Here is a 24596-nt window from a genome sequence, read left to right on the forward strand (position 1 = left end):
GCCCGCGGTGCCACGCCGCTCACTTCGCCGGCGTCACCCGCCAGATGATGTTGCCGACGTCGTCGGCCATCAGCACCGCACCGGCCTTGTCCACCGCCACGCCGACCGGGCGGCCGAGCGCCTTGTCATCCACCACGAAGCCGCTGAGGATGTCCTGCGGCGGGCCGGAGGGCTTGCCGTCGGTGAAGGGCACGAAGACCAGCTTGTAGCCACTGCGTGGTTTGCGGTTCCAGGAGCCATGCTGGCCGACGAAGGCGCCGTTGCGGTACTGCGCCGGCAGCAGGCTGGCTTCGTAGAAGGCCAGGCCCAGCGATGCGGTGTGCGCGCCCAGCGCGTAGTCCGGCACGATGGCCTTCGCCACCAGGTCGGGCCGGGGCGGTTCGATGCGCTCGTCCACATGCTGGCCGAAGTAGCTGTAGGGCCAGCCGTAGAAGCCGCCGTCGCGCACCGAGGTCATGTAGTCCGGCACCAGGTCGTCGCCGATCTCGTCGCGCTCGTTCACCGTGGTCCACAGCGCACCGCTCTGCGGCTGCCAGGCCAGGCCGTTGGGGTTGCGCAGGCCGCTGGCGAAGAGGCGCATCTTGCCGCTGGCAAGGTCGATCTCGTGGATGGCGGCGCGGCCTTCCTCGATGTTCATGCCGTTCTCGCCCACGTTGCTGTTGGAGCCGACGGTGGCGTACAGCTTCTTGCCGTCGCGGCTGGCAATGATGTTCTTGGTCCAGTGGTGATTGAGCGGCTTCGCCGGCAGGTCCACCACCTTGGTGGGCGCGGCGGTGATGCTGGTCGCACCCTCGGTGTAGGGGAAGCGCACCACGGCGTCGGTGTTGGCGACATACAGCTGGTTGCCGACCAGCGCCATGCCGAAGGGCGAGTTGAGGTCCTTCAGGAACACCGTGCGCGTCTCCACCACTCCATCGCCATTCGCATCGCGCAGCAGGGTGATGCGGTTGGCGCTGGGCACGCCGGCACCGGCGGACTTCATGAAGAAGCCCATGATCTTGCGGCGCAGGCTGGGCTTCTCGTTCTCGTCGGGTGGCGGCTTGTTGCTCTCCGCCACCAGCACATCGCCGTTGGGCAGGACGTACACCCAGCGCGGATGATCCAGCTGGCTGGCGAAGGCCTGCACCTGCAGGCCGGGCGCCGCTACCGGCTTGCCACCCTGCGGCCAGCCGGTGGCCTCGGCGACGTTCACGGTGGGAATCCATTGCTTGTCGGGCCTGGGCAGGACCGGTGAAGCACCGAAGCCCGCGCTTTCCGGCAGGGCCTGGGCGGCGGCGTTGCCGGCTTCCAGCATGGCCAGCACGATGGCGGTGGAGGCCGTGACGCGGCAGGTCCACTTCAGTACGCCACCGACACCGGCGCGGCTGGCCGCCTTCGCCGTCGTGGCGCCGGACGCCCTGGGGGAGTGGTCGGCGGGGCGCTCCTGGTCGGGATACTCGTATTCGCTCTGCATGGGGTTCTCCTCTTTTCCTTGTGGGTAGTGGAACCCTCCCTGGCAGGCTGTCTTGGCAGCCCTTCGGACGTCCTGCCTGTACTGAGCGCCGGCGCGCTGAAGGGTTCCGTACATCGGCCCGCGACATGCCGCCCGGAGGGCCAGCCGGATGGCATGGGAGGCCCTGCTACCATGCGCCGACACAAGAAAACGGGGGAACGGCATGGAAGGTCTGGCGATGCTGGGCGTCTTGCTGGCTGTCGGTTACCTGATCGTATTGCCGGTGCTGACCATCCTCGCCTGGCGGCGTGGCGAGCGACTGGAAGAGGAGGTCCGCGCGCTGCGCGCCACCTTGAGCGGACTGGTGCAGCGACTCGGGCGTGTCGAATCGGGGCAGGGGGAAGCTGCCGCGCGTACGGCTCCTCCAGGTGCAACCACTGCAACCACTGCTGCCGCTCCTGCCCTCCCGGTGGTGACGGAGCCGGCGCCTGGCGCACCTGCCGCCATTCCACCAGCCAGCGCTGCGCGGCCCACTGTGACATCCCCGCCACCGCAGGACATCGCGGGCGTCGACGCGGCAAGCCTGCCCGTGCCCACCGGCGTGCCGGCACCCGCCATGTCATCCGCATCGCCGCAGGCGGCCGCACCGGTGGCCGTATCTGTGCCGGTGCCGCCTGCACGCCCTGCAGCGCATGCCGACGGCGTCGCGCAGGCCGGCAGGCAGGAAGACACGGGCGACAACCGGGACAGCCTGCCCAATCCCCTGTCCGGACTCATCCGCTGGTTCCTGCAGGGCAATCCGCTGGCCAAGCTGGGCGTGCTGCTGTTGTTCTTCGGCCTCGCCTACCTGATGAACTATGCGGCCGACCGCAACCTATTCCCCATCGAACTGCGCCTGGTCACCGCGGCCGGCATCGCCGGTGGCCTGCTGGCACTGGGCTGGCGTCTGCGCGCCAAGGCGCCGCTGTACGCGCTGATCCTGCAGGGTGGTGCCGTCGGTGCGCTGTACATCACCTGCTTCGCGGCGTTCAGGCTCTACACGCTGCTGCCGCACGGGCTGAGCTTCGCGCTGATGCTGGGCATCTGCGCGGCCAGCGTGGCGCTGGCGGTGTTGCAGCGTGCGCAGAGCCTCGCGGTGCTGGCCAGCATCGGCGGTTACCTTGCACCGGTGCTGCTGTCGACCGGCGGGGGTTCGCATGTCGCGCTGTTCTCGTACTACGCACTGCTGACGCTGGGCATCCTCGCGGTGAGCCTGTGGCAGAGCTGGCGGCCGCTCAACCTGGTCGGCTTCGTGTTCACCTTCGGCGTCGGCCTGTGGTGGGGCGCGGAAACGTATGACCCCGCGCTGCACTACGCCAGCAGCCAGTTCTTCCTGCTCTTCAACCTGGTGGTGTTCGGCCTGCTCGCGGTGCTGTTCGCGCTGCGCAGCGAGCGCGAGGGACGCGGGCTGGTCGACGCCACGCTGGTGTTCGGCGCCCCGCTGGTGGGCTTCGGCATGCAGGTGGGGCTGGTGCGTCACTGGGAGTACGGCCCGGCATTCTCCGCGCTGGGCTTCGCTGCCCTGTACCTGCCGCTGGCGCTGTTCCTGCTGCGTCGCTGGCCGCAGCAGACGCAGCGGCTCACCGTGAGCTTCCTCGCGCTGGGCGCCGGCTTCGCCACGCTGGCGATCCCGCTGGCGCTGTCGGCCCGCTACACCGCGATGGCCTGGGCGCTGGAAGGCCTCGGCCTGCTGTGGGCGGGACGCAGCCAGCGCGAGGCGCGCATGGCCTGGAGCGGCGTGCTGCTGCTGGTGCTGGCCGCCGTGGCTGCCGCGATGGCGCGCAAGGACGGCATGGACACGGCCAGCTTCCTGCTGGTCACCGCGACGCTGGCGCTCACCTGGCTGGCCGGTGCGGCGACGTGGCGTCGCCATCCGCCCGGCCATCTGCGCGGTGTGCTGTCGGATGTGGAAGACGTGCCGGGGTGGTTGCTGTGGGTCGGTGGCATCACCGCCTGGGTCCTGTGGCTGGGCGAAGGCGCGCAGCGCCTGTTCGATCGCGGTGACGCCTCCCTGTTCGCGCTGGCCGGCATGCTGGCGAGCGCGGTGGCCTGGCAGCAGGTCGGCACCCGCCTGCGCTGGCCGCAGCTGCGCCACGCCGCGTGGCTGCTCTGGCCCTTCGCCGCCGTCGTGCTGGTCTACCAGTGGCTGGCTTTCGGACGGCCCTTCGGCGCGGGCTGGCCAGCACTGGTGTGGCTGCCGGCGATCGCCACCGCGTTCTGGTTGTTGTGGCAGGAGGACAGCGATTCGCCGGTCGGTTTGTCGGCCCTGCTTCCGGTGCCGGCCGGTCCGGTGGTGCTCTCCGGCCTGCACGCCAGCCTCGGCTGGGGCATGCTGGCGGTGGGCGGCAGCGAGTTGCTGTGGCACCTGAGCAAGCTGGGCTGGGGCAGCGAGGAATGGCAGGCAGGCCTGTTGATGACGGCGCTGGCGGCAACGGTCCTCGCCTTGTGGCTGGCGGACAGGCGCGGCCTGTGGCCGCTGCAGGCCCAGGGCCGCGCATGGTGGCTGGGGGCGCTGGCACCCGCGGTCGCAGCGCTGGTGTTGCTGCTGCTTTCCACCAATGCGCTGGACGGCGCCATGCCGAAGCAGGCCTACCTGCCGCTGCTCAACCCGCTGGAGGAGGCGGCCGTCTTCGGCCTGCTGATGCTGTGGGTGTGGTGTGCGAACGTCGCGGCCTGGCTGCCTGCCGCCGCGGCGCGCGCCTGCGGCTACGCAGTCGTCGCGCTGGCGATGTGGTGGGCCAACGGCCTGCTGTTGCGCACGCTGGCGATGCTGGGCGGTATCGACTGGGACGCGGAGGCGCTGTGGGCGTCGCGCCTGGTGCAGACGAGTTTCGCGCTGGCATGGACGCTGGCCGCGCTCGCCTGCATGCTCGTCGGCACCCGGCGCGCCGAGCGGCGGGTGTGGATAGGCGGCGCCGCGGTGCTGGGCCTCGTCATCCTCAAGCTGTTCGCGGTGGACGCGGCACGCGGCGGCGGCCTCGCCCGCGCCGTGGCCTTCATCGGCGTGGCACTGCTGGTGCTGGCCATCGGCTACTTTGCGCCCCTGCCACCGAAACGCAGCACCGTCGAGGCCGATGCCGCGGCCGAACCCGCCTGAAAGCCCTCCCATGAGCTCAACATTCCGTCGTTTCCTGCTGCTGTGTGGCGCCCTGCTGTCGCCGCTGCCCGTGCTGGCCCAGGCCGGCGCGCTGCAACCGCAGGACTTCGCCAGCGGACGCGAGATCCGCCTCGGCACCGGCAACGCGCCTTTCTATCGCCTGGAACTGCCGGCCGATGTGTATGGCGGTACCGCCTGGCCGGACCTGCGCGACCTGCGCGTCTTCAACGCCGACGGCGAGGCCCTGCCGCACAGCCTGTTGGCCCCCTCCGCCAGCACCACGACGCCACCGCGGGTCAGCCTGCAGGTCTACCGGCTGGAAGTGCCGGCGGCGGGCGGTGCGCAGCAACTGGAGGTGCAGCACGAGGGCGAGCGCCTGTCCTTGCAGCTGAGCACCGCCGCCAGGGGCCACGCGCGAACCGAGTACCTGCTGGTGGCGCCGGCGCCGCAGGGCGAGCCACCGCGCCTGCGCAGCCTGCACCTGAGCTGGACGCCGCAGCCCGGCAACTGGCAGCAGCGGGTCAGCGTGTACGGCAGCACCGACCTGAAGAACTGGGTCGGCGTCGCCAGCGACATGCCCTTGCTGCAGCTCAACGATGGAGCCCAGTCCCTCGTGCAGGGCGACGTGCCGCTGGATGGCGAGCGGGGCCATGCCTTCCGCTACTGGCGCCTGCACTTCGGCGGCGAAACCGCGGTGCCGGCACTGAGCGCGGTGAACGCCAGTCCCCCGGCGAGCCGGGAAGAGAAGGCGCTGCTCGAAGTGTTCACCGCCGCCGGTACGCCGCAGGCCGACGGCAGCGCGGTATACCTGTTGCCGGCGACGCAACGGGCCAATGCCATCCGCATCGTTCCCGCCGTGCCCAACAGCGTGCTGCCTTTGCAGGTCGAGGCGCGCGGGACGGAGGGGCAGCCCTGGCAGACCCTGCATCGTGGCGTGGCCTACTGGCTGGCGGGGCCGGACAGCCGCCAGAGTTATTCGCCCGACCTGCGCCTGCCGCTGGCGACCGACGTCCAGGCGCTGCGCCTGCGCCCGCTGGGCCCGGGCTGGGGCGCCAATCCGCCGCAACTCACGGTGCTGCGCGAGACGCGCGAACTGGTCTTCAACGCACGCGGACGTGGCCCCTTCCTGCTGGCCTGGGGCACCCGCGCCGCCAGCGAAACGGCGCTGCCGCTGAAGACCCTGGTACCTGCCGCAAGCGCCGACAGCATCGCCGGATTGCCCACCGCCTGGGCGGGTGAAGCCGTGACCCTGGGCGGCCCCGAACGACTCACCGCCCTGGCGCCGGCCGAGCGCAGCGCGCTGCAGAAGAAGTGGCTGGTGTGGGCCGCGCTGATCGCCGGCGTGCTGGCGCTGGGCGCCCTCGCCTGGCGGGTGTGGAAGGAGAGCCGCGCCGCCTGAGCATCCACTCAGCGGTGTCTCCTCAGTGATGTCTCCTCAGTGGGGTCTCAATTGAGCCTCAGTTGAGTTCTTCCGCGCTCACGACGTGGATGCCCGGCCGCGGACGCAGCGCCGCGTCGATGAGTGCCTCGGCGATGCGCGCTGCCGGATTGATGCGCCAGCGACGCGGCAGCACCGGGCCGACGACGGTGAGCAGCTGTTTGGCCAGGAATTCCCCCGTACGCCATTCCTGGCGAGCACCGCCGATGAGGCCCGGGCGCACGTAGGTCAGCGACTCGAAACCGACCTGGGCGAGCGCCTGCTCCAGCTCGCCTTTCACGCGGCTGTAGAAGATGCGCGAGGAAGCGTCCGCACCGAGGGCGGAGTTCAGCGCGAAGGTCCGTACGCCGTGGCGATGTGCGAGGCGGGCGACGGCCAGCGGGTAGTCGTGGTCCACGCGGCGGAATGCCGCTTGCGAGCCCGCGCTGCGGATCGTCGTGCCCAGCGTGCAGATGACGGCATCGACCTTCCACCAGCCGGCGTCTTCGGGCAGGTGGTCGAAATCGATGGTGGGCGCGAGCAAGCCTGCCTGTGCGGGGAGCGGCCGCCGCACGGGGGCGACCACTTCATCGACGCGCGGGTCCTGCAGCGCTTGTTGCAACACATGGCTGCCGACAAGGCCGGTCGATCCGACGAGCAAGAGTTTCATGCCTTCACCTCCGGAGAAAAGCGACCGTCGCGGCTAACTAGCGGTTCGCGCGGATGCTTCCTTGAACGCTTCGATGGGCGCCGCCGGGTCCGCCTGCAGCGACCGGCCGCCAAGCCCCGGCGCGTACCTCCACCGTGGCGTGCACCACTTCCGGCAAGGCCAGCAATGCCGCACGCAGTGCGTCCGTGGACAACGAGGCCTTGCTCTCCACGCTGACGATGCAGGCATAGGCACCGCGGCCGATGCGCCACGCATGCAGGTCGACGATGGCGGCGTCACCGCTGTGTTGCTGCACGGTCTGGCGGATGCGCTCCACCACCGGGTCGTCCATCTCGGCGTCCAGCAGCACGCGGCCGGTGTCGCGCAGCAGGCCGACGGCCCAGATGGCGACCAGCACGCCGCCGGCGATGCCCATCACCGGGTCCAGCCAGTCCGCCCCCCAGAACTTGCCGGCCAGCAGGGCGACGATGGCCAGCACCGAGGTGGCCGCGTCGGTCACGACATGCACATAGGCGGCACGCAAGTTGAGATCCTCACCGTGGCTGTGGCCATGGTCATGTGAGTGGCTGTGACCGTGATGGTCGTGGTGGTCATGGCTGTCGCTGCCATGCAGCCACCAGGCGCACAGGAGATTCACGGCGAGGCCGACCAGCGCGATGGCGATGGCCTGGTCGTAGTGGATGGAAGTCGGCGCGATGAGCCGCGCCACCGATTCGACCACCATGGCCGCCGCCACCACCGCCAGCATCAGCGCGCTGGTGTAGCCGCCGAGGATCTCGATCTTCCAGGTGCCGAAGGCGAAGCGCGCGTCGCCGGCGAAGCGCCGCGCGAAGTGGTAGGCCAGCACGCTGATGCCCAGCGCCAGCGCGTGGGTGCCCATGTGCCAGCCGTCCGCCAGCAGGGCCATGGACCCGTAGTACCAGCCGCCGGCGATCTCGGCGACCATCATCACCGCGGTGAGCAGCACCGCGCGGCGCGTGTTGCGCTCGGCCAGCGGGTTGCCCTGGTCGAAGCCGGGGTTGCCGCAGTGGTGGTCGCCCCCCGTCATGGCCGCGGGTGGCACCGCATGCGCATGGCCGTGGCCGTGCGCATGACCGCAGGCGTCGTGGTGATGGTGATGTCCGTGCTCGCCCGCCATGTCCGCTGCTCTCTGTATATACTCCCCCCGAGTATAGAGACATTGCAGGGACGGAGCCATGCCACACACGGTGGGCAACAAGAAGCTGCTGACCCGGGTGCGGCGCATCCAGGGGCAGGTGCAGGCGCTGGAGAATGCGCTGAACGACGGCGCGGAATGCGGGGCGGTGCTGCAGCAGATCGCCGCCGTGCGCGGTGCCGTCACCGGCCTGATGAGCGAGGTGATCGACGGGCACGTGCGCGAGCACCTGGGCCGCGAGGACGTGCCGCAGGCGGAGCGCGAGGCGGACGTCGAGCAGCTGTTGTCGGTCCTGAAGTCCTACCTGCGATGAACACACCCACACCAGATATGCGCCCCCGCCGCTGGGTGCTGGACACCAACGTGGTGATGGCGCTCTGGCATTTCCGCGACCCCAAGCTCGCCGTCCTGAAAACCTGGCTGGACGAAGGCCGCGCGCTGGCACTGACGCGGGCGGATTGCCTGGACGAGTTCGGCCGGGTGCTGGCGTATTCCCAGTTCGGCATCGAGGCGACGGACCGCCAGTTGCTGCTGGCCGACTACACGGCACGCGCGCAATGCTGGCCGGATGCCACGCCGGAGGAACAGGCCTTCGCCGCCACCCTGCCACGCTGCCGCGACCGCGACGACCAGAAGTTCATCGCCCTGGCCTGGGACGCGGGGGCCGAGGTGCTGGTGACCCGCGACCGCCTGGTGCTGGGCATGGCGCGCAAGGCGCCGCTGCGCGACCGCTTCACCATCCTGACGCCGGAAAAGCTGGTCGCAGCCATCACGCCCGAAGATACATCGGCAAACTGACCCCGCCTGTCCGATAATGGAAATCGCCCATGCGTATCGCATGCGTTTTCCTGCAATCAGACAACCCCGGGGGAGATCCAGATGGACGCGTTCGACTTGAGTGCCGCCAGTATCAACACCATCATCGCCGCCACGGTGATTCCCTTCGCCTGGAGGATGGCCGGCGCCATCGTCCTGTGGATCGTCGGCGGCTGGGTCATCAAGTCCGTGAAGATGCTGTCGCGCCGGGGCATGGATGCCCGCGGCCTGGACTCGACCCTGATCGAGTACCTGGAGTCCGCCATCGGCATCATGCTGCGCGTGCTGCTGGTGATCGCCATCCTCAGCCTGTTCGGCGTGGAGACGGCCTCCTTCGCGGCGCTGATCGCGGCCGCTGGCGTGGCCATCGGCATGGCCTGGTCGGGCCTGCTGGCCAACTTCGCGGCCGGCATCTTCCTGATCCTGCTGCGGCCGATCAAGGTGGGCGACTTCATCACCGCTGCCGGCATCACCGGCACGGTGCGCGAGATCGGCATGTTCGCCAGCGTCATCGACCAGCCGGACAACGTGCGCACCGTGGTGGGCAACAACAAGCTGTTCGCCGACAACATCGTGAACTACAGCACCAACGCCTTCCGCCGCGTCGAGCTGACCGCGCAGTTGGCCCACAGCGTGGACCCGCTGGCCGCCATCGCCGCGCTGAAGGCACGCCTGGCGCAGATTCCCAACGTGATCGACAACCCGGCGCCGGATGTGGAAATCCTGGAGTTCAACGCTGCCGGCACCAAGCTGGCGGTGCGCCCCTACTGCCACAACGACGATTACTGGCAGGTGTTCTTCGACACCAACAAGGCGATTGCCGAGGTGGGCGGTGCCAACAGCTGGCCGATCCCGGCGCCGCACCAGGTGCTGCGCCAGCCGGCCTGAACGCGGGTGTTTACCAGCGCCGGTGCGCCGGGGCATTCAAGCCTTCGTCGCAACAGGCCGTAAACCGGCACTGAGCGGCGGCCAGCAGTTGGCGAAGGCGGCGATGCCCACGTGGCTGCCGGCGTAACGCCGCTCAACAATCACACCGGCAACGGGCCGCACGGAATTTCCGTACGGCCCGTTGCCGTTCACCGCCATGTTTTCCAGTCGGCCGTCACAAACCGGCGGTCCCGGTCGTCTTGCAGGTGTGAGCGCCACATTGGCACACACCCCTTCAACCGGACGACACGAGGACCACCATGAGCACGCACACCCACCAACCCCGCCTGCCCTTCTACAAGCTGGGCGGCAAACCCATCCAGGCACTGGTCGACTTCAGCGGCCGCATCAAGGAGAGCAGCATCGGCCCGGCGCTGGCCGAACTGATCTTCCTGCGCGTGTCGCAGCTCAACGGCTGCGCCTTCTGCCTGGACATGCACTGGAGCGCGCTGATCAAGAGCGGCGAGGACGCCCGCAAGCTGAACATGGTGGCCGCCTGGCAGGAGGCACCGTTCTTCTCGCCGCGCGAGCGCGCCGCCCTGGGCTGGGCCGAGGCGCTGACCCTGGCGCCGCACCCGCAACGCGAGGCCGACCAGGACGCCGCCTTCGCCACGCTGCGCGAGCACTTCTCCGATCAGGAAGCGGTGGAGGTGACGATGGCCATCGCCAACATGAACGCCTGGAACCGCATCAGCGTGGGCATGCGCAACCCGGTGCCGGCCTGACCTCCGCCGCGCTGAGGCGTGCAGGCCTCAGCCTTCGCCGCTGGCGATACGGTCGCGGCCGCCCTGCTTGGCGCGGTACAGCCACTGGTCGACGCGGGCCACGAAGTCCACCGCCCGCTCGGCCTGCTCCGGCACCACGGTGCCGACGCCCAGGCTGATGGTGAGGAAAGGGCCCACGGTCGACCTGGCGTGCACGATCTGCTGCTGCTGGACCAGCGTGCGACAGCGCTCGGCGATCATCCGCGCGCCGGTCTCGTCGGTCTCCGGCAGCACGAAGACGAACTCCTCGCCGCCGAAACGCGCCAGGAAGTCACGCGGCCGCACCGCTGCACCGGCCAGCGCCGTGGCGACCTGCTTGAGACATTCGTCGCCCTGCACATGGCCGTAGTGGTCGTTGTACTGCTTGAAGAAATCGATATCGAGCAGGATCAGCGACAGCGCCTGCTGGCTGCGCTGCGCCTGGCTCCATTCGCGCGCCAGCACGGTGTCGAACATGCGGCGGTTGGCCACGCCGGTGAGGCCATCCTTGAACGAGTATTCCTCCAGCCGGCGTTGCAGCGCGACCAGCGCTTCCTCGGTCTTCTTGCGTTCGCTGATGTCGAACATGAAGCCCACCAGCGCCTCGGTTTCGCCGGCCTCGTTGCGCAGCACATGCACCACGTCGCGGATCCACACGTAGCGGCCATCCGCCGTCAGCGCACGGTAATCGGCCTCGTGGTCCACGCCCTGCTTCGACTGGCCGATGCAGAAGTTCACCACCCGCTCGCGGTCTTCCTCGTGGATGCGCGCCGCCCAGTCCTGTGCGCTCACCCAGCTCTCGGCCGTCCAGCCCAGCAGCGGTTCGATCTGCGGGCCGATGTATGCGAACTGCATCGTCGCCCAGTCGATCTTCCAGGGGATGGCCTTGGTGGATTCGAGAAGCGTCTTGTAGTCGGGGTTCTGTTCGACGGACAGGGGAAGCGGGGAGGACGGTGAAACGGGCTGACGAGGCTGCGAAGTCATGCGGATACCGGCAAATGCGGCGGTTGAAGCGGACGTGCGGAAAACCTTTGAAGCAAACCGGTTTGCGGAATGTCTGGCAGGTGGCACACAGGCCACCGACTGTAACAGCCCCGACACGCGGGGCGTATGACGCCTGCCACCACAACGGTTAAAACCTGTGTAGCCGGATGTCATTACCGGGACGGGTGCAACGTGGCGTCGGGGTTCGACGACAGGCGCCCGAAGCAGCGCTAGGGCGCCAGCGGTGGTGCCGACAGGCGTGTGCAGCTGTCCGCGCGTTCCAGCAGCAGGTCACGCTCGCGCTGGTTGCGCGTCATCGCCGCGGCACGGCGGAACTCGGCTTCCGCTTCCACCAGGCGGCCGAGCTTGGCGAGGAAGTCGCCGCGCACGCTGGGCAGCAGGTGGTAGGCCTTCAGCGAGGGTTCGTCGAGCAGCGTGTCCACCACTTCGAGGCCCGCTGCCGGCCCGTAGGCCATGCTCACTGCCACTGCGCGATTGAGTTCGACCACCGGCGAGGGATTGAGCTGGGCCAGGGCGTCGTACAGCGCGGCGATGCGCACCCAATCCGTCTCCGGCGCCGTGGTGGCGCGCGCGTGGCAGGCAGCGATGGCGCCCTGCAGCCCGTAGGGACCGAGGGCGCCCAGCGCGGCCGCACGCTCCAGCGCAGCGAGACCGCGACGGATCAGCAACTGGTCCCAGCGCGCACGGTTCTGGTCCAGCAGCAGGATCGGCTCGCCGTGCGGGCCGACGCGGGCACGCGCTCGCGAGGCCTGGATTTCCATCAGCGCGACCAGGCCGTGCACCTCCGGCTCCTGCGGCGCCAGCTCGGCGAGGATGCGACCCAGGCGCAGGGCTTCCTCGCACAGCGCGGGACGCATCCAGTCGTCCCCCGCGGTGGCGGCGTAGCCTTCGTTGTAGATCAGGTACACCACCGCCAGCACCGAGGCCATGCGCTCGGCCAGTTCCGCACCGCGCGGCACCTCGAAGGGCACGCGGGCTTCGCTGAGGGTGCGCTTGGCGCGCACGATGCGTTGCGCAATCGTCGCCTCCGGTACCAGGAAGGCCCGCGCGATCTCGTCGGTAGACAGGCCGCCGAGCAGGCGCAGCGTCAACGCGACGCGCGCCTCGGACGACAGCACCGGGTGGCAGGCAGTGAAGATGAGGCGCAGCAGGTTGTCGGCCACTTCTTCCTCGCCACGCCGCGCCGCCCAGTCTGCGTCGATGGACGCATCCACCGCGTCGGACAGCTCCGCGCTCGCCACGTGGTGATGCAGATCGGTCTCGTGGCCCAGCGCTTCGTGGGTGCGGTCCAGCATCTCGCCACGGCGCAGCCAGTCCAGCGCGCGATGCTTCGCCGCCGTCATCAGCCAGGCCCCCGGATTGTCGGGCACGCCGGCTTCCGGCCACTTTTCCATGGCCGTCACCAGCGCGTCCTGCGCCATCTCTTCGGCCAGGCCGACGTCGCGCAGCATGCGCGCCAGCGCGCCGATGATCTTCGCCGACTCGATCCGCCACACCGCTTCGATGCTGCGGTGGATGGCGGCGGTGGCGGGGTTCATCGGCGTGTTCATCGCGGCGAGTTCATGGCGCGCAGCGCGTGCGGTCCATGGTGCTTACGAGCCGAGCGCCTGCTGCGCGCGCATGTTCGCTTCCTTCTCGCGCGCTTCCGGCGTGAAGGCGTCACCGAAGTCCTCGACGCTGTAGAACTCGCGCAGCTCCAGTTCCACCTCGCCGTCACCGTCCTCCACCGGCCAGCGCTTCAGCCAGGCCACCGCCTCGTCGCGCGAAGCGACGTCGATGATGGTGTAGCCGGCGATCAGCTCCTTGGTCTCGGCGAAGGGCCCGTCGATAACGGACGGCTTGCCCGCGTTGAACTTCACGCGCAGGCCTGTGGCGCTCGGCTTGAGGCCGTCGCCCCCGCGCAGCACGCCGGCATCGGTCATCGCCTGCATGTAGTCCATCATCGCCGTGGCGAGCGCCTGGGACGGCATCGCGCCGGCTTCGGTGTCCGCGTCGGCCTTGCGGATGATCATGAATTTCATGATGGGCTCCTCGGGCTCAGTGTTTCGTGGACGTGTGCTTCGCTTCCACGTGCTTCGCGAAGCTGGAGAGGATGGCCTGCCAGCCATCACGCTGCATCTCCACCGGGTTCTCGCTCTCCGGGTCGAAGCTGACCGTCACCTTCACGCTGCTGCCGACGGGCTCGAAGCGCACCTGTGCCTTGCGGTCGCCGAAGTCGTACTCGATCAGCTGGCCGGTGACGATCTTCGAGTACGTGCCTTCGAAGTCGAAGCCGAAGCTACCGTCCTTCGCTTCCATTCGCGAGCAGAAGCGACCGCCTTCGCGCAGGTCCACTTCGGCGCGGGTGGTGTGCCAGTCGTCCGACGCGGTGTTCCACTGCTTGATGTCGTCCGGGTTGGTGTAGGCCGCCCACACTTTTTCGATGGGCGCGGCGACGGTGGTCTCGACGATGATCTGTTCCATGGTGTGCTCCTTGCTCAGTGGGGGTAGTTTCAGCGGTGGCCGTTCTTCGACTGCATGTCGGCGAAACCTTCCGCCGCTTTCTGTACGTCGGGCGGAAAGTCCTCCATCTCCTGCACCTGGCGGACTTCGATCACTTCGTTGTCGCCGCCCGGGCAGCGCGAAGCCCACTCGATGGCTTCCTCGCGCGACTTCACCTGGATCATCCAGTAACCGCCCAGCACTTCCTTCGCTTCCGTGAAGGGCCCGTCGGTGACCTTCGGCTTGCCGCCCTGGAAGCTGACCCGCGCGCCCATGGAGGGCGGGTGCAGGCCGTCCAGCGCCAGCAGCACGCCGGCTTTCTGCAGGGATTCGTTGTACCGCATCATCGCTTCGACGGCCTTCTCGTCCGGCATCGTGCCCGGTGCGGCGGTCTCGTAGCCCTTGGGAATCATCAGCATCATGAAACGCATGGTGTAGCTCCTTGCAGTCTTTTCAGTCGGTGATGAACCGGTTGGATCCCGGCTCTACAGCTACGACGAACGGGGTTTGGGCAGATCGACAGGCCTGGACGAAAATTTTTCACCGGCCGCGGCGACTCTTCCCATCCGTTCAGGGCACGAAGACATCGCAGGGCCGCACATCCAGCCCCCAGCCCAGCGACTCGCCGATCTGCGCGGCCGGGTGCAGGGACGCGATGCGTACCGCCTCATCCATGCTGTCGGCGTCGATCAGGAAGAACGAGCCCACCAGCTCCTTGGCCTCGCTGAACGGGCCGTCGGACACCATCGACTTGCCGCCGCGCGGACGGATGGTCTTCCACTGGTCGGGCATGGACAGCGAAGCATGCGCGGACGCCTTGCCGCTGGCCCGCAGGGCCTCGTCGTGGGTCTTGCACTGCGCGCCCAGGGCTTCCATGTCGGCGGGGGTCAGGGCGTTGAACTTGTCGAGTTCGTAGTAAGCCAGGCACAGGTATTTCATGTCGCTTCTCCTTGATGGACGGAATCGAGCAGGAGGCCGGGGTCGCCATGGTGGCGCGCGTTTTCCAGTCTGCTCTGTCCTGACGACGATCGGACTGGTGGCGGATCGACATCCGCCCACATTTTTTTCACGCTCGGCAGAAGCGCTGCAACCCGACACCACGCCGCCAGCAAGGCTGAAACATCACTGTCACACAGTCCCGCCTTGAAGGGTGCATGCCTCTTCGGCCACCAGATTTCGACCGCGCGGCCTCCTATACCGCCAGTGCCCTCGCAGCATTTCGCCCGCATTGCAGCGCCTCCACGGCACCTCGCGGCCACCCGTCCCCGAAAGGAGCACAGCATGAACCTCAAGGAACTCAGCATCGCCACCTTCAACCTCTACAACCTGAACGAGGCTGGCCTGGCGCTGTACACCAACCCGGAAGGCTGGACGCCGCAGCAGTACGAACTGAAGATCAACTGGATCGCCCGCCAGTTGCACACGCTGAAGTCTACGGTCTTCGGCTTCCAGGAGTTGTGGCATGCCGAATCATTGAAGAAGGCCTTCGTGGCCGCCGGCCTGGACGACGAGTACGACCTGCTGACGCCGCCGGACGCCACCGGCAGGAAGATCGTCTGCGCTGCCGCCGTGCAGAAGGGTGTGCTGAGCGGTGCGCCGGAATGGATCGCCGCCTTTCCCGACAAGATGGTGCTGCGCTCCACCGGCGACGACCCGCAGACACCGGACATCTCGGTCAACATCCAGGGCTTCTCGCGGCCGGTGGTGCGCTTCCGCATCAAGCCGCGCGACACCAGCCCGGAGATCCACGTCTACGTGTGCCACTTCAAATCCAAGGGGCCCACCAAGGTGTTCACCGAGGCCTGGTTCAAGGCCGACAAGGCCACCTACACCAGGCAAGCCACCGCGCTGGGCGCCGCGCTGTCCACCATCCGCCGCACCGCGGAGGCCACCGCCCTGCGCTTCATCCTCACCGAGCAGATGAAGAACACCGACACGCCGGTGATCGTCATCGGCGACATCAACGACGGGCAGCACAGCAACACCGCCAACATCCTGACCGAGCAGCCGCGCTTCCTGGTCGGCGACTCGGTGGGCGGCGGCGACGTGGCGCTGTACACCGCGCAGACCCTGCAGGAATACCGCGACACCCGCGACGTCTACTACACCCACGTACACCAGGACGTACGCGAATCGCTGGACCACATCCTCGTCAGCCGCGAGCTCTACGACAACAGCGACAACCGCATCTGGCTGTTCGACGGCCTCGCCATCAACAACGACCACCTCAACTTCGAGGACCACAAGGTCGACGGCAGCACCGACCACGGCGTGGTGCGAGCACTGTTCAAGCACAAGCCGGCGAAGAAACCCGCCTGAACTTCCAGCCGTGCCTGTTTCAACGGTCGTCGCTTCGGGGCGCTTTCACTCCCCGAAGCGGCGTTGCCGCGACCACTTGGTCATGATCCACTTCTCGCCCGCCGTCACCGGCATGCCGGCGTGGCGCGACAGCAGGTCGACGTGGCCCGCGGCATTGCAGTACTGGAAGTACAGCGCGCCGCCCTTGCGCGGCGTGACGCGGATGCCCGCATCCGGAAAATCCGTCTCGCCGCCAGCCTCTACGTCGTTGAGATACAGGATCAGCGTCGAGAAACGCTGCCCGCCCAGCTCCATGCGCCAGTAGCTGCCGGGGTTCTGCAGCGGGAAGTAATCGAAGTGCGGCCGGTACTGGTCGCCCACGCCATAGCGCAGGATGGCGAAGCCCTCGCCGTTCTCCACCGGCCAGTTCATCAGCCGCGCGATGCGCGCCTCCAGCCGCGACACCAGCTCATCCTCACCGCGCTTGAACAGGCAACCCTCACTGACCCGGATCGGGTCCGCCACCGGCCGCCCCGTCACCGTGTCGATCACCGTCGACGGCGTCAGCCGCGGCCGCGCCCGCTCGATCACCGCCGCGCACTCCTCGTCCGACAGCACATTGGCGAAGCTGATCACGCAGGGTTTGTCGAAACGCTGCAACACCTCTGCCTCGCGGTCACCCACATCGATGCGATCCCCAGTTGGCACCGGGAAGATGTCGTTCACATAGTCCGCGCCATACCCATCGTGGAACGGCCATGCCGGCACCACCGGCCGGCTGGGCATCGGCACATCCGCCGCCCCACGCGACACCGCCTTCGCCACCAGGTAGCCCGCCGTCGCATCGTCGAAGCCCAAGCTGGTCATCGCCGTGTGCAGCAACTCCGGCGACGTGTTCTCGCGCACGTAGTGCTTCAGCCAGCCGATCCAGTGCTTGTCGATTTCGATCATGTGCGGGATGCCGGAAAAACTAGCCGTCGCTCCTGCGAAGGCAGGAGCCCAGTGAAGTTTTATTGCGGCTGCTCGCTACAGCGAGCAACGCGAACCGCGATTCTAGAAAACCCTCGCCAATCCGCCTCCCGCAGCGCACCACCCCTTGGCGCTTCAGGCCTGCCACACCGCATACCCCTCTTCGCGCAAACCGATGGCCAACTCCACTTCCATTTCGCACGCGGCGCCATACGGCATCGGGTTGAAGCACTCGTACAGCTCCGGCAACAACCGCAAGCCGTACTCCCGCACAAACCGATTCGCCTTCAACCCTGCCTTGTGCTTGTCGAAGCGCATATCCGGCGACTGCCCGGTCATGCCGACATACACGCAGGGCTTGTCACCCATGTACTGCGGATTGGCCTTCACGAACCGTGACTCCGCCAGCACCCGGCGCGAGAGTTCGACGACGTAAACGTGGTGGTGAGGGCGGGGCATTGCTCAGCGCGTCAGCAGTTCGATGTATGCCTTGTAGCTGTAGCTGCGGTTCGTCTTCTGACCCGTAGTCTCGACTACGATGCCCAACTCCTCCAGCGTCTTCACGGCGGCACTCGCTGTTGGGAAGGTCGTACCAAGAGCCTGCCTCACATGCTCGACCGTGAAACGCGGCATCACTGGCAGCATCTCGAACAGGCGGTAACTCAGCGCTCCGGCTTTGGCCGCGCCGAGCAAGCGTCGCCTGTCTTCAGAGACCAGACTGGCGATAGCGATGATGCCGCGCTCGGCTTCGGTTGCAGCGCTGACCACACCCTCCAGGAAGAATGACACCCATGACTCCCAGTTGCCCTCGGTCCGGATGATCGACAGCTGGCGGTAGTACTCCATCTGGTTCTGCTTGAGATAGCCGCTCAGATACACCAGGGGTTCGCTCAACAAGCCCCACTCTTCCAGCAAGGCCGCAATCAACAGGCGCCCGATGCGCCCATTGCCGTCTAAGAACGGATGGATCGTTTCAAACTGCGCGTGCACTAGCGCAATCCGCACCAGCGGCGGCAAGCTGGGGGAAGGCGCGTGGATGAACTTTTCCAGATCGGTCAGCAGATCGGCCACGCGATCTGGCGGCGGCGGCACAAACACTGCATTACCGGGACGCGTACCACCTACCCAGTTCTGCGAACGACGCAGTTCCCCCGGCTGCTTGCCAGTGCCGCGCGCGCCATTCAATAAGTGGCGGTGTGCGTCACAAAGCAAGCGCACGCTGATCGGCAAGCCATCCTGTGAACGCAGGTTGTGCTGTACCAGGTGAAAGGCATTCAGGTAGTTCGTTACCTCCTCAACGTCGTCCGTGTTGGTAACGCTGAAGCCCGCCTCTGCATCAAAGAGATCGGTGAGTGTTGCCTGCGTGCCTTCGATCTGCGAAGTGAGCAGCGCTTCTTTCCGTATCGCGCTGTACAGCAACCACTCTACGGACGGGACCAGTCCGGACACCCCTGCCAGCCGCGCCAGTGCCAGCTCGGCTTCCCGGTTCAGCACCTCGTAGCTGGCCAATGCCAGTTCGGGCGCAGCCGGTGGCAGTGGCGCGGGCACGAAAGCCCGAACCGGCTCACCCAATGTGGTGGTAACGACATACTCGCCCGCAGCGCGCGTCATTAAAGAATCCTTTAATAGCTCAGCGCTGATTAAAGCACTCTTTAATTGTTGTCGCCAGCATTCAAGCTGGCTTTAGTGGCTACAGATTTCTTGCAGCGCCGCCGCAGCTCTCCAGCCCGGCTTCGATGTTTCATCAGCCAGTCCGTCCGGCTCAGGCAAGTTATCGAGATCGGCCAGGCTAGGGCACCAAGGGCGCGCACCGGCAGGTAGTAAATCGTGCGGCGTGGCACGTCGACATAGCTGTGAAAGTTCTTTCACTGCACCGGATCCAACGCACGACTTGGGTCCGCGGCCATGAACTGTGCCCGAACAGTCTGTCGGTCATACATCTCTAACCCAGCATCCATGAAGCCCTGCTCATCGAGACGAAGCCAGAGGTCGATTGCAGATGAGATACCGAAGTTGTTCAGCTCCGGATCAATTCCTTCCAGAAACACGTTCGGCTTTAGCAACAGGTCCTCGGGATACCACTTCCTGCCACCGTATGTATCAATCCCCTCGCCATCTGAGCCAACCAGGCAGGTCCCTTGGGCAAGCTCCCGGATGGTCTTGCTATCGATATAGAGGCCACGGATGTAGACACCGTGCTTCCATGCGATGGCAACACATGCAGCGAGATAGCCACGAGCTTTCCAATAGCCAAAGGACCAGTTGTTGAGGAGGTGATAGCGATAGATCTCCTTTTCGCCAACAGCGCCGATCGTTTCCCTAAAAATGATCAGCGCCTCTCCCTCTTTCTGTTCAGGAGCAAACAGCACTCCATCCAGTTTGCCGTCTAGGGTTTTTGCTGTCAGGGACTGCAGAAAGCCTGCTGCCTCCCCCGGCTTCTTGTAGAAGTCCTGGCAGGAGTAGATCTGTGCCTCAGCGCCGTCCAACCATTCGCGACGCACTGCAAACAAATCGCATGCCGCTTGCAGAACAGTCTCATCCAGCTTGGGCAGAAGATCCGCATCGCTCTGCACATCTTTCAGCGCCAGGCCATGACCGAAGAAGCGCGGGATCTGGTTCCGGTGAACATCGTGGCTCTCGAACAACCGGACAAAGCGTGCTGCCACGGTTTCAGAAACTGGATTGCGCTTACCCTGTGCCCACTTCCAGAACCGAACGATCTTCTCGGCAATGTTGAGGGTTGAAAGAACCTCTCCCAGCATTTGAGCGCTCAGTTCTCTGCGTAGGCCCGTTCGATCAAGACACGCGCCTTGTCGAAGTCCGCGGTCGAACGCAACGTCAGTTCCAGATCGCCTGTGCCCCAATGCCCGATCTTGCTCACGTCACGCGAAAAGCCTTCTTCAAGTAGCACCGTTGCGGGGTCGAGCTTGAGAATCAAAAAGACATGCGGGTCGACTTTCGAGATCAGCGACATGCACACGAAGTTCTTCAGCCGGCGGAAGGCAACGTAGAGCTTCAGCGGCTTTTCGATGATGTCGTCGCCTTGCGCAAGGATGAAGCTGCGCGTCTGCTCGTAAAGTGACCGCAACTCGGGTGATGCAGTAGCGATCTGGTCACCATGCGTTTTCATTGCCAGTGTGGACGCTGCGGGCGCCTTGGTCGGCTTGTCGGCAGCGGGCTCATCTACGTCTGTAACGGATTGCGTGCTCGCCGCACTCGCGCCATTCACCAATTCCAGCAGCAGCAAGTCATCACCGAACAGCTTGTAGCGATCAGCTCGATGCTGCGGTTTATCTGCGCAATGGCGTGTTCGTCGTAGCGCGTGAAGTCCGCCGCAATACACAACAGGCGCGTGCCACTCCATTCGATCTTGCTGGCCTCGTCCTTACCAAGCTTGTCCATCACCAGCAAACGAAAGTCCGCTTTGTGATCCAGCAGCCAGTCCAGATAGAAAAGGCCCTGGTTGATCACGTTTTCGTTGCTATGGCGTTTGTACTCGATGATTACCGGGCAGCCGTTCTCGTCCAGTCCGAGCGAGTCAACACGCCCGCGGTGCTTGGCGCCCGTCTTGTACTCGGTGGCAAGAAAACGTACTCCGAGGAAGGTCTCCATCTGTGATTCGATCAGGCGCTGCAGGCCACGCTCCATGGCTGCCGATTTGCCGGCCAATTCGCTGGCGCTGTTATTCGCGTAGCGAAAGAGTCTGATGTCACTCATAGGTAAGAAGCCATCCTCGGTTGAACCACTCGGTAGTGTTCAGGGCAGCAGCGGCAAGCCCAGCTGCCTGAGAAAATCGTTGTGCGCTTTCTTTGCTTCGACAATGTTCTTCTCGATGTCGACCAGTTGGTCATGCACCGCCGCGAGGTCGACCTCTTCTTCCGCCACCGACGTGCTGACATAGCGCGAGATGTTCAAGTTGAAATCGTTCTTCTCGATTTCTTCCATGGTGACGCGCCGTGAATACCGGGGAACATCTTGCGGACGGTATTGGTAAGTGTCGACGATCTTGCTGATGTGCTCTTCCGTCAGCTGGTTCTGCCTCTTACCCTTAACGAAGTGCTCAGCAGCATTGATGAAAAGCACATCGTCTGGCTTCTTGCACTTCTTCAGTACGAGGATGCAGACCGGAATCCCCGTCGAGTAGAAAAGGTTCGCCGGCAGGCCGATCACCGTATCGATGTGGCCGTCCTTCAGCAGCTTGGTGCGGATGCGCTCTTCCGCGCCGCCGCGAAACAGCACGCCGTGCGGCAGGATGATGGCCATCACGCCATCGTCTTTCAGGTAGTGCAGCCCGTGCAGCAGGAAGGCGAAGTCCGCCGCGCTCTTTGGGGCGATGCCATGGTTCTTGAAGCGCATGTCCTCGCTGATGGCGTCGGTCGGTTCCCAGCGATAACTGAAAGGTGGGTTCGCCACGATTGCATCGAAAGCGGGTTTTTTCGCCGGGTTGGTCTCGCGCAGGTAGTCCCAGGCGTTGGTCAGCGTGTCGCCGTGGTAGATCTCGAACTCCGTGTCCTTCACCCCGTGCAGCAGCATGTTCATGCGCGCCAGGTTGTAGGTGGTGATGTTGTATTCCTGCCCGTAGATCTTGCCGATGCTACCGCCCGCGTCCTTCATGCGGTGACGGATGTTCAGCAGCAGCGAACCGGAGCCACAAGCGAAGTCGAACACGCTGTCCAGCTTCTTGCGTAGCCCTTCCTTTGGTTCCTGGCTGTCGAGTGTGACGATGGCGGACAGAATGTCGGAGACTCTTTGAGGTGTGTAGAACTCACCCGCCTTCTTGCCTGAGCCCGCCGCAAACTGACCGATCAGGTATTCATAGGCGTTGCCCAGCGTGTCGGTGTCGGTGGAGAACAGTGACATGCCGCGTGCCAATTCCGAGATGATCGAGCACAGTTTGTCATTGCGTTCCGAGTGCTTGCGGCCGAGTTTGTCAGAGGTAAGGTTGATCTCCGAAAACAGGCCCCGGAAACTGCTCTGGAAGGATTCTTCCTCGATGTACCTGAAACCCTTCTGCAGCGTACCAAGCAGCTTGTCGCTCTGAGTCTTCGCCAGATGAACGACGCTGCCCCAAAGAAAGTCTGGCTCGATCACGTAATGCACCTTGCGGCGCATCTGCTTTTCGAATTCGACGATATCGTCCGCGTTTGCCTCATACCACAGCGCCAAGGGCGGTCTCGTTTCGCCGTCCTGCGGTTTCGGGTAATCCAGCCCCAACTCCTTCTTCGCCGCCTGCTCGTAGTTGTCCGAGAGATAGCGCAGGAAGAGGAAGGACAGCATGTAATCGCGGAAGTCATCCGCGCCCATCGCACCACGCAGTTGATCTGCTATCGCCCAAAGCGTTTTGCCAAGTTGTTTTTGTTCGTTGTCAGTCATGGCTTGGGTCGTTTCTTGAGTGTGTTTTCCAGAGCCTTCAGTTCGGCTTCGTCCTGCGCATCGGCTTCGCGGGCCTCGTCCTGTTTGCGGCGCTGGTCGTAGTCGAGATAGAGCGCGGCGGTAGTCCGTTCCATCTGCGCATGGCTCACCTTGCCCGCATGCGTGAGCACCGGAAAGCCGTTGCTGCTGATGATCTGGTCCACGTTCTGGCGCCAGAAGCTCATACGGATCTCTTCCCGGCGCTTGGTGCGCAGCTCGGCGGTTTCCAGAAAGATCGTCACCAGGCGATTGAGCGTGTCGATCTCGTCGGCGTTCAGGTAATTCTTGGCGATCACGATGTCCTGCTTGCGCACCTTATCGCCTTGCCAGTGCAGCAGGCCGAAGTGGCGGTCGTCCGGGTTGGCGCAGGCCATGATCAGCTCGGCTGCCGTCTGCTGCGTCACGGCGTAGAGAAGCAGGTTCTGCACCGTGGCAAAGAAGGTCTGTGTCGTCTTGTCGGTCTTGTCGTAGTCGACGCTCAAGGCAAACAGGTCGCGCACTTTCTGGTAGAAGCGCTTCTCCGAGGCACGGATGTCGCGGATGCGCTCCAGCATCTCGTCGAAGTAGTCCGGGCGGCCATCCGGGTTCTTCAGGCGCTCATCGTCCAGCACGAAGCCCTTGAACAAGTACTCCTTGAGCACCGTGCTGGCCCAGCGGCGGAACTGCACGCCGCGCGGCGAGCGCACGCGGTAGCCCACGGCGAGGATGGCGTCGAGGTTGTAGAGCGTCAGCGGGCGCTGTACTTGTCGGGTGCCTTCGGTTTGAACTACCGAGGATTCCTCGGTAGTTGCCTCCCGGCTCAGCTCAGCGTCATCAAAAATGTTCTTCAGGTGCAGGCCGACATTGTCGGTGCTCACATCGAATAACTCGGCCATCTCGCGCTGCGTGAGCCAGACCGTCTGCTGCTCGGCCCGCAGCTTGATCTGGCTGCGCCCGTCTTCGGTGGTGTAGAGGATCAGCTCGCTCATGCGCCAGTCACCGGATCGGCCGCCTTCGGGAACAGCTCAGGATTGAAGGCGTAGCGCGTCAGGAAGTCGTTGAGGATCTGTTTGAAGTGGGCCTTGTTCTCGTCCAGCATCTGCTGTGGCTCGTACAGCGAATAGTTGCCGTGGCTCATGATGTTGATCAGCCGCGTGTGCAGGATGCCGTCGGGATCATCTTCAGCCTGCTTGATGCACGCTGAGAAACCATGGTGACCGTGGAAGCTCGCCGTCTTCTCCAGGATCGTGCGCAGCATGTTGAAGTGGTGGGTGAACAGCCGGTCTTCCTGGGCGGCATTGTGCAGCTCCACCAACACCGCAACGTGGTGGAAGAACGGCGTATCGGTCTTTTCCTCACGCAGCGTGTAGCCGACGCCGCCCACGCCTTTACTGAGAAAGAAGCACTTGGCCTTTTTCATCTCGTTGCTCAGCACGTTGAAGAACAGGGTGTGATGCGTCGAGATCACGGTCTTGAGCTTGTTGTCTTCCCGCTTGAGCAACTGCGCTAAGTGGTTGGCCATGGTGATCGCGTTGTGTTCGTCCAGCGATGAAATCGGGTCGTCGATATAGACGTACTTCACCCAGCGATAGGCCTCGATCTCCGGGTCCATCGCCAGCTCCACGATGGCGAGGAAGAAGCACCAGATGAAGATGTTCTCTTCGCCACGCGAGACCTTGATGTCTTCCACCACCGTCCGCACACCATCGACCTCCACTTCGCGCGAGAAACTCACCTCCCACTCGGTAGTGTCGATGCGGAAATCGAAATCGGCGTAGCGGCTCAGGAGCGGGCGGATGCGGTTATCCATTTCCAGCTCGCCCAGGCCCGCGAAGAAGCGTGAGTCGCGGTTGATCTTCAGCACCCGCTCGCGGTCGTTCGCTAGGTCGTTGTCCCAGTGGAACAGGTCTTCGGTGAAGGCGTTGAAGTAGAGCGTGTCGCTTTCCGTCTCGGTGATCGTCAGCGGATCATCGACCGTGTCGTCGACGGTCTTTGCACGATGCGTCGTCATCTTGCCCAGGTCCTTGAACGCCACCGATAGCCGCGTCTTGCCTGTGCCGTTGTAGGCGTAGAGCAGCACGAACTTCTTCTGCGCCAGCTCCGTGCGGAGTTGTTGCGCGAGTTCGGGCAGGCCGGGGAAGCTCATGGGCACCAT

General features: G+C 65.3%; 25 protein-coding genes. 7 read left to right on the forward strand and 18 right to left on the reverse strand.

The features are described 5' to 3' along the window. Window positions 1-19: 19 nt before the first annotated feature. The gene (locus VVD47_RS12465; protein ID WP_327603793.1) at window positions 20-1453 is read right to left on the reverse strand and encodes a PQQ-dependent sugar dehydrogenase; all 1434 of its coding nucleotides are present in this window, start codon (window positions 1451-1453) and stop codon (window positions 20-22) included. Between the two features lie 202 nt (window positions 1454-1655). Between VVD47_RS12465 and VVD47_RS12470 the strand changes: the two genes are divergently transcribed. Continuing rightward, the gene (locus VVD47_RS12470; protein WP_327603794.1) at window positions 1656-4568 is read left to right on the forward strand and encodes a DUF2339 domain-containing protein; all 2913 of its coding nucleotides are present in this window, start codon (window positions 1656-1658) and stop codon (window positions 4566-4568) included. A 10-nt stretch (window positions 4569-4578) separates the two neighbouring features. Beyond that, complete coding sequence (locus tag VVD47_RS12475; RefSeq protein WP_327603795.1) at window positions 4579-5967, forward strand: DUF3999 domain-containing protein; 1389 nt, start codon at window positions 4579-4581, stop codon at window positions 5965-5967. Between the two features lie 58 nt (window positions 5968-6025). On the opposite strand, the gene VVD47_RS12480 is transcribed toward VVD47_RS12475, so the two are convergent. Both VVD47_RS12480 and dmeF read right to left on the reverse strand, forming a co-directional pair. Beyond that, entirely contained in the window at window positions 6026-6655 is a 630-nt protein-coding gene (locus VVD47_RS12480; protein WP_327603796.1) for an NAD-dependent epimerase/dehydratase family protein, read from the reverse strand. A gap of 37 nt (window positions 6656-6692) precedes the next feature. Next, a complete protein-coding gene (gene dmeF, locus VVD47_RS12485) occupies window positions 6693-7793 on the reverse strand; it encodes a CDF family Co(II)/Ni(II) efflux transporter DmeF (protein WP_327603797.1) in 1101 nt (366 codons plus the stop codon). Between the two features lie 58 nt (window positions 7794-7851). Between dmeF and VVD47_RS12490 the strand changes: the two genes are divergently transcribed. From VVD47_RS12490 to VVD47_RS12505, 4 genes are all read left to right on the forward strand, one after another. After that, entirely contained in the window at window positions 7852-8124 is a 273-nt protein-coding gene (locus VVD47_RS12490) for a metal/formaldehyde-sensitive transcriptional repressor (RefSeq protein ID WP_327603798.1), read from the forward strand. Between the two features lie 17 nt (window positions 8125-8141). After that, complete coding sequence (locus VVD47_RS12495) at window positions 8142-8609, forward strand: PIN domain-containing protein (protein ID WP_327603799.1); 468 nt, start codon at window positions 8142-8144, stop codon at window positions 8607-8609. A gap of 81 nt (window positions 8610-8690) precedes the next feature. Further along, the gene (locus VVD47_RS12500) at window positions 8691-9515 is read left to right on the forward strand and encodes a mechanosensitive ion channel family protein (protein ID WP_327603800.1); all 825 of its coding nucleotides are present in this window, start codon (window positions 8691-8693) and stop codon (window positions 9513-9515) included. Between the two features lie 299 nt (window positions 9516-9814). Beyond that, complete coding sequence (locus VVD47_RS12505; protein ID WP_327603801.1) at window positions 9815-10279, forward strand: carboxymuconolactone decarboxylase family protein; 465 nt, start codon at window positions 9815-9817, stop codon at window positions 10277-10279. A 27-nt stretch (window positions 10280-10306) separates the two neighbouring features. Here VVD47_RS12505 and VVD47_RS12510 read toward each other — a convergent pair whose 3' ends face one another. The 6 genes from VVD47_RS12510 to VVD47_RS12535 all read right to left on the reverse strand — a co-directional run bounded on the left by VVD47_RS12510 (window position 10307) and on the right by VVD47_RS12535 (window position 14722). Further along, window positions 10307-11281: a sensor domain-containing diguanylate cyclase gene (locus tag VVD47_RS12510; protein ID WP_327603802.1), complete on the reverse strand. Its 975-nt coding sequence runs from the start codon at window positions 11279-11281 to the stop codon at window positions 10307-10309. 230 nt (window positions 11282-11511) lie between these two features. Then, window positions 11512-12852: an RNA polymerase sigma factor gene (locus tag VVD47_RS12515; RefSeq protein WP_327603803.1), complete on the reverse strand. Its 1341-nt coding sequence runs from the start codon at window positions 12850-12852 to the stop codon at window positions 11512-11514. Window positions 12853-12894: 42 nt separating this feature from the next. Next, entirely contained in the window at window positions 12895-13323 is a 429-nt protein-coding gene (locus VVD47_RS12520; protein ID WP_327603804.1) for a YciI family protein, read from the reverse strand. Between the two features lie 16 nt (window positions 13324-13339). Further along, complete coding sequence (locus tag VVD47_RS12525) at window positions 13340-13765, reverse strand: SRPBCC family protein (protein WP_327603805.1); 426 nt, start codon at window positions 13763-13765, stop codon at window positions 13340-13342. 29 nt (window positions 13766-13794) lie between these two features. Further along, a complete protein-coding gene (locus VVD47_RS12530) occupies window positions 13795-14214 on the reverse strand; it encodes a YciI family protein (RefSeq protein ID WP_327603806.1) in 420 nt (139 codons plus the stop codon). Between the two features lie 139 nt (window positions 14215-14353). Further along, window positions 14354-14722 carry a YciI family protein gene (locus tag VVD47_RS12535; protein ID WP_327603807.1) on the reverse strand — a complete coding sequence of 123 codons (369 nt, stop codon included), beginning with the start codon at window positions 14720-14722 and terminating at the stop codon, window positions 14354-14356. A gap of 342 nt (window positions 14723-15064) precedes the next feature. On the opposite strand from VVD47_RS12535, the gene VVD47_RS12540 reads away from it, so the two are divergent. Next, window positions 15065-16102 (forward strand): endonuclease/exonuclease/phosphatase family protein, encoded by a 1038-nt coding sequence (locus tag VVD47_RS12540; protein WP_327603808.1) that lies wholly within the window; start codon window positions 15065-15067, stop codon window positions 16100-16102. Between the two features lie 45 nt (window positions 16103-16147). Here the strand turns inward: VVD47_RS12540 and VVD47_RS12545 are convergent, their stop codons facing one another. From VVD47_RS12545 to VVD47_RS12585, 9 genes are all read right to left on the reverse strand, one after another. Beyond that, window positions 16148-17032, reverse strand: a complete 885-nt coding sequence (locus VVD47_RS12545) for a 2OG-Fe(II) oxygenase (protein ID WP_327603809.1) — start codon at window positions 17030-17032, stop codon at window positions 16148-16150. Between the two features lie 153 nt (window positions 17033-17185). Next, on the reverse strand, window positions 17186-17440 hold the full coding sequence (locus VVD47_RS12550) for a hypothetical protein (RefSeq protein WP_327603810.1): 255 nt from the start codon (window positions 17438-17440) through the stop codon (window positions 17186-17188). Between the two features lie 72 nt (window positions 17441-17512). Continuing rightward, window positions 17513-18661 (reverse strand): Fic family protein, encoded by a 1149-nt coding sequence (locus VVD47_RS12555; RefSeq protein WP_327603811.1) that lies wholly within the window; start codon window positions 18659-18661, stop codon window positions 17513-17515. 254 nt (window positions 18662-18915) lie between these two features. After that, complete coding sequence (locus tag VVD47_RS12560) at window positions 18916-19812, reverse strand: hypothetical protein (RefSeq protein WP_327603812.1); 897 nt, start codon at window positions 19810-19812, stop codon at window positions 18916-18918. Between the two features lie 8 nt (window positions 19813-19820). Continuing rightward, a complete protein-coding gene (locus tag VVD47_RS12565) occupies window positions 19821-20297 on the reverse strand; it encodes a DUF5655 domain-containing protein (RefSeq protein WP_327603813.1) in 477 nt (158 codons plus the stop codon). Continuing rightward, window positions 20276-20767, reverse strand: coding sequence for a hypothetical protein (locus VVD47_RS12570; protein WP_327603814.1), 492 nt, complete (start codon window positions 20765-20767; stop codon window positions 20276-20278). Before VVD47_RS12570 ends, VVD47_RS12565 begins: the two co-directional genes overlap by 22 nt. A 39-nt stretch (window positions 20768-20806) precedes the next feature. Then, window positions 20807-22423, reverse strand: a complete 1617-nt coding sequence (locus VVD47_RS12575) for a type I restriction-modification system subunit M (protein ID WP_327603815.1) — start codon at window positions 22421-22423, stop codon at window positions 20807-20809. Then, window positions 22420-23430 (reverse strand): virulence RhuM family protein, encoded by a 1011-nt coding sequence (locus VVD47_RS12580; protein WP_327603816.1) that lies wholly within the window; start codon window positions 23428-23430, stop codon window positions 22420-22422. Before VVD47_RS12580 ends, VVD47_RS12575 begins: the two co-directional genes overlap by 4 nt. Next, a complete protein-coding gene (locus tag VVD47_RS12585) occupies window positions 23427-24596 on the reverse strand; it encodes an AAA family ATPase (RefSeq protein ID WP_327603817.1) in 1170 nt (389 codons plus the stop codon). The genes VVD47_RS12580 and VVD47_RS12585 overlap by 4 nt, the downstream gene beginning before the upstream one ends.

Origin of the sequence: Uliginosibacterium sp. H1 (assembly GCF_036017065.1) — a bacterium.
Classification (GTDB): Bacteria; Pseudomonadota; Gammaproteobacteria; order Burkholderiales; family Rhodocyclaceae; genus Uliginosibacterium.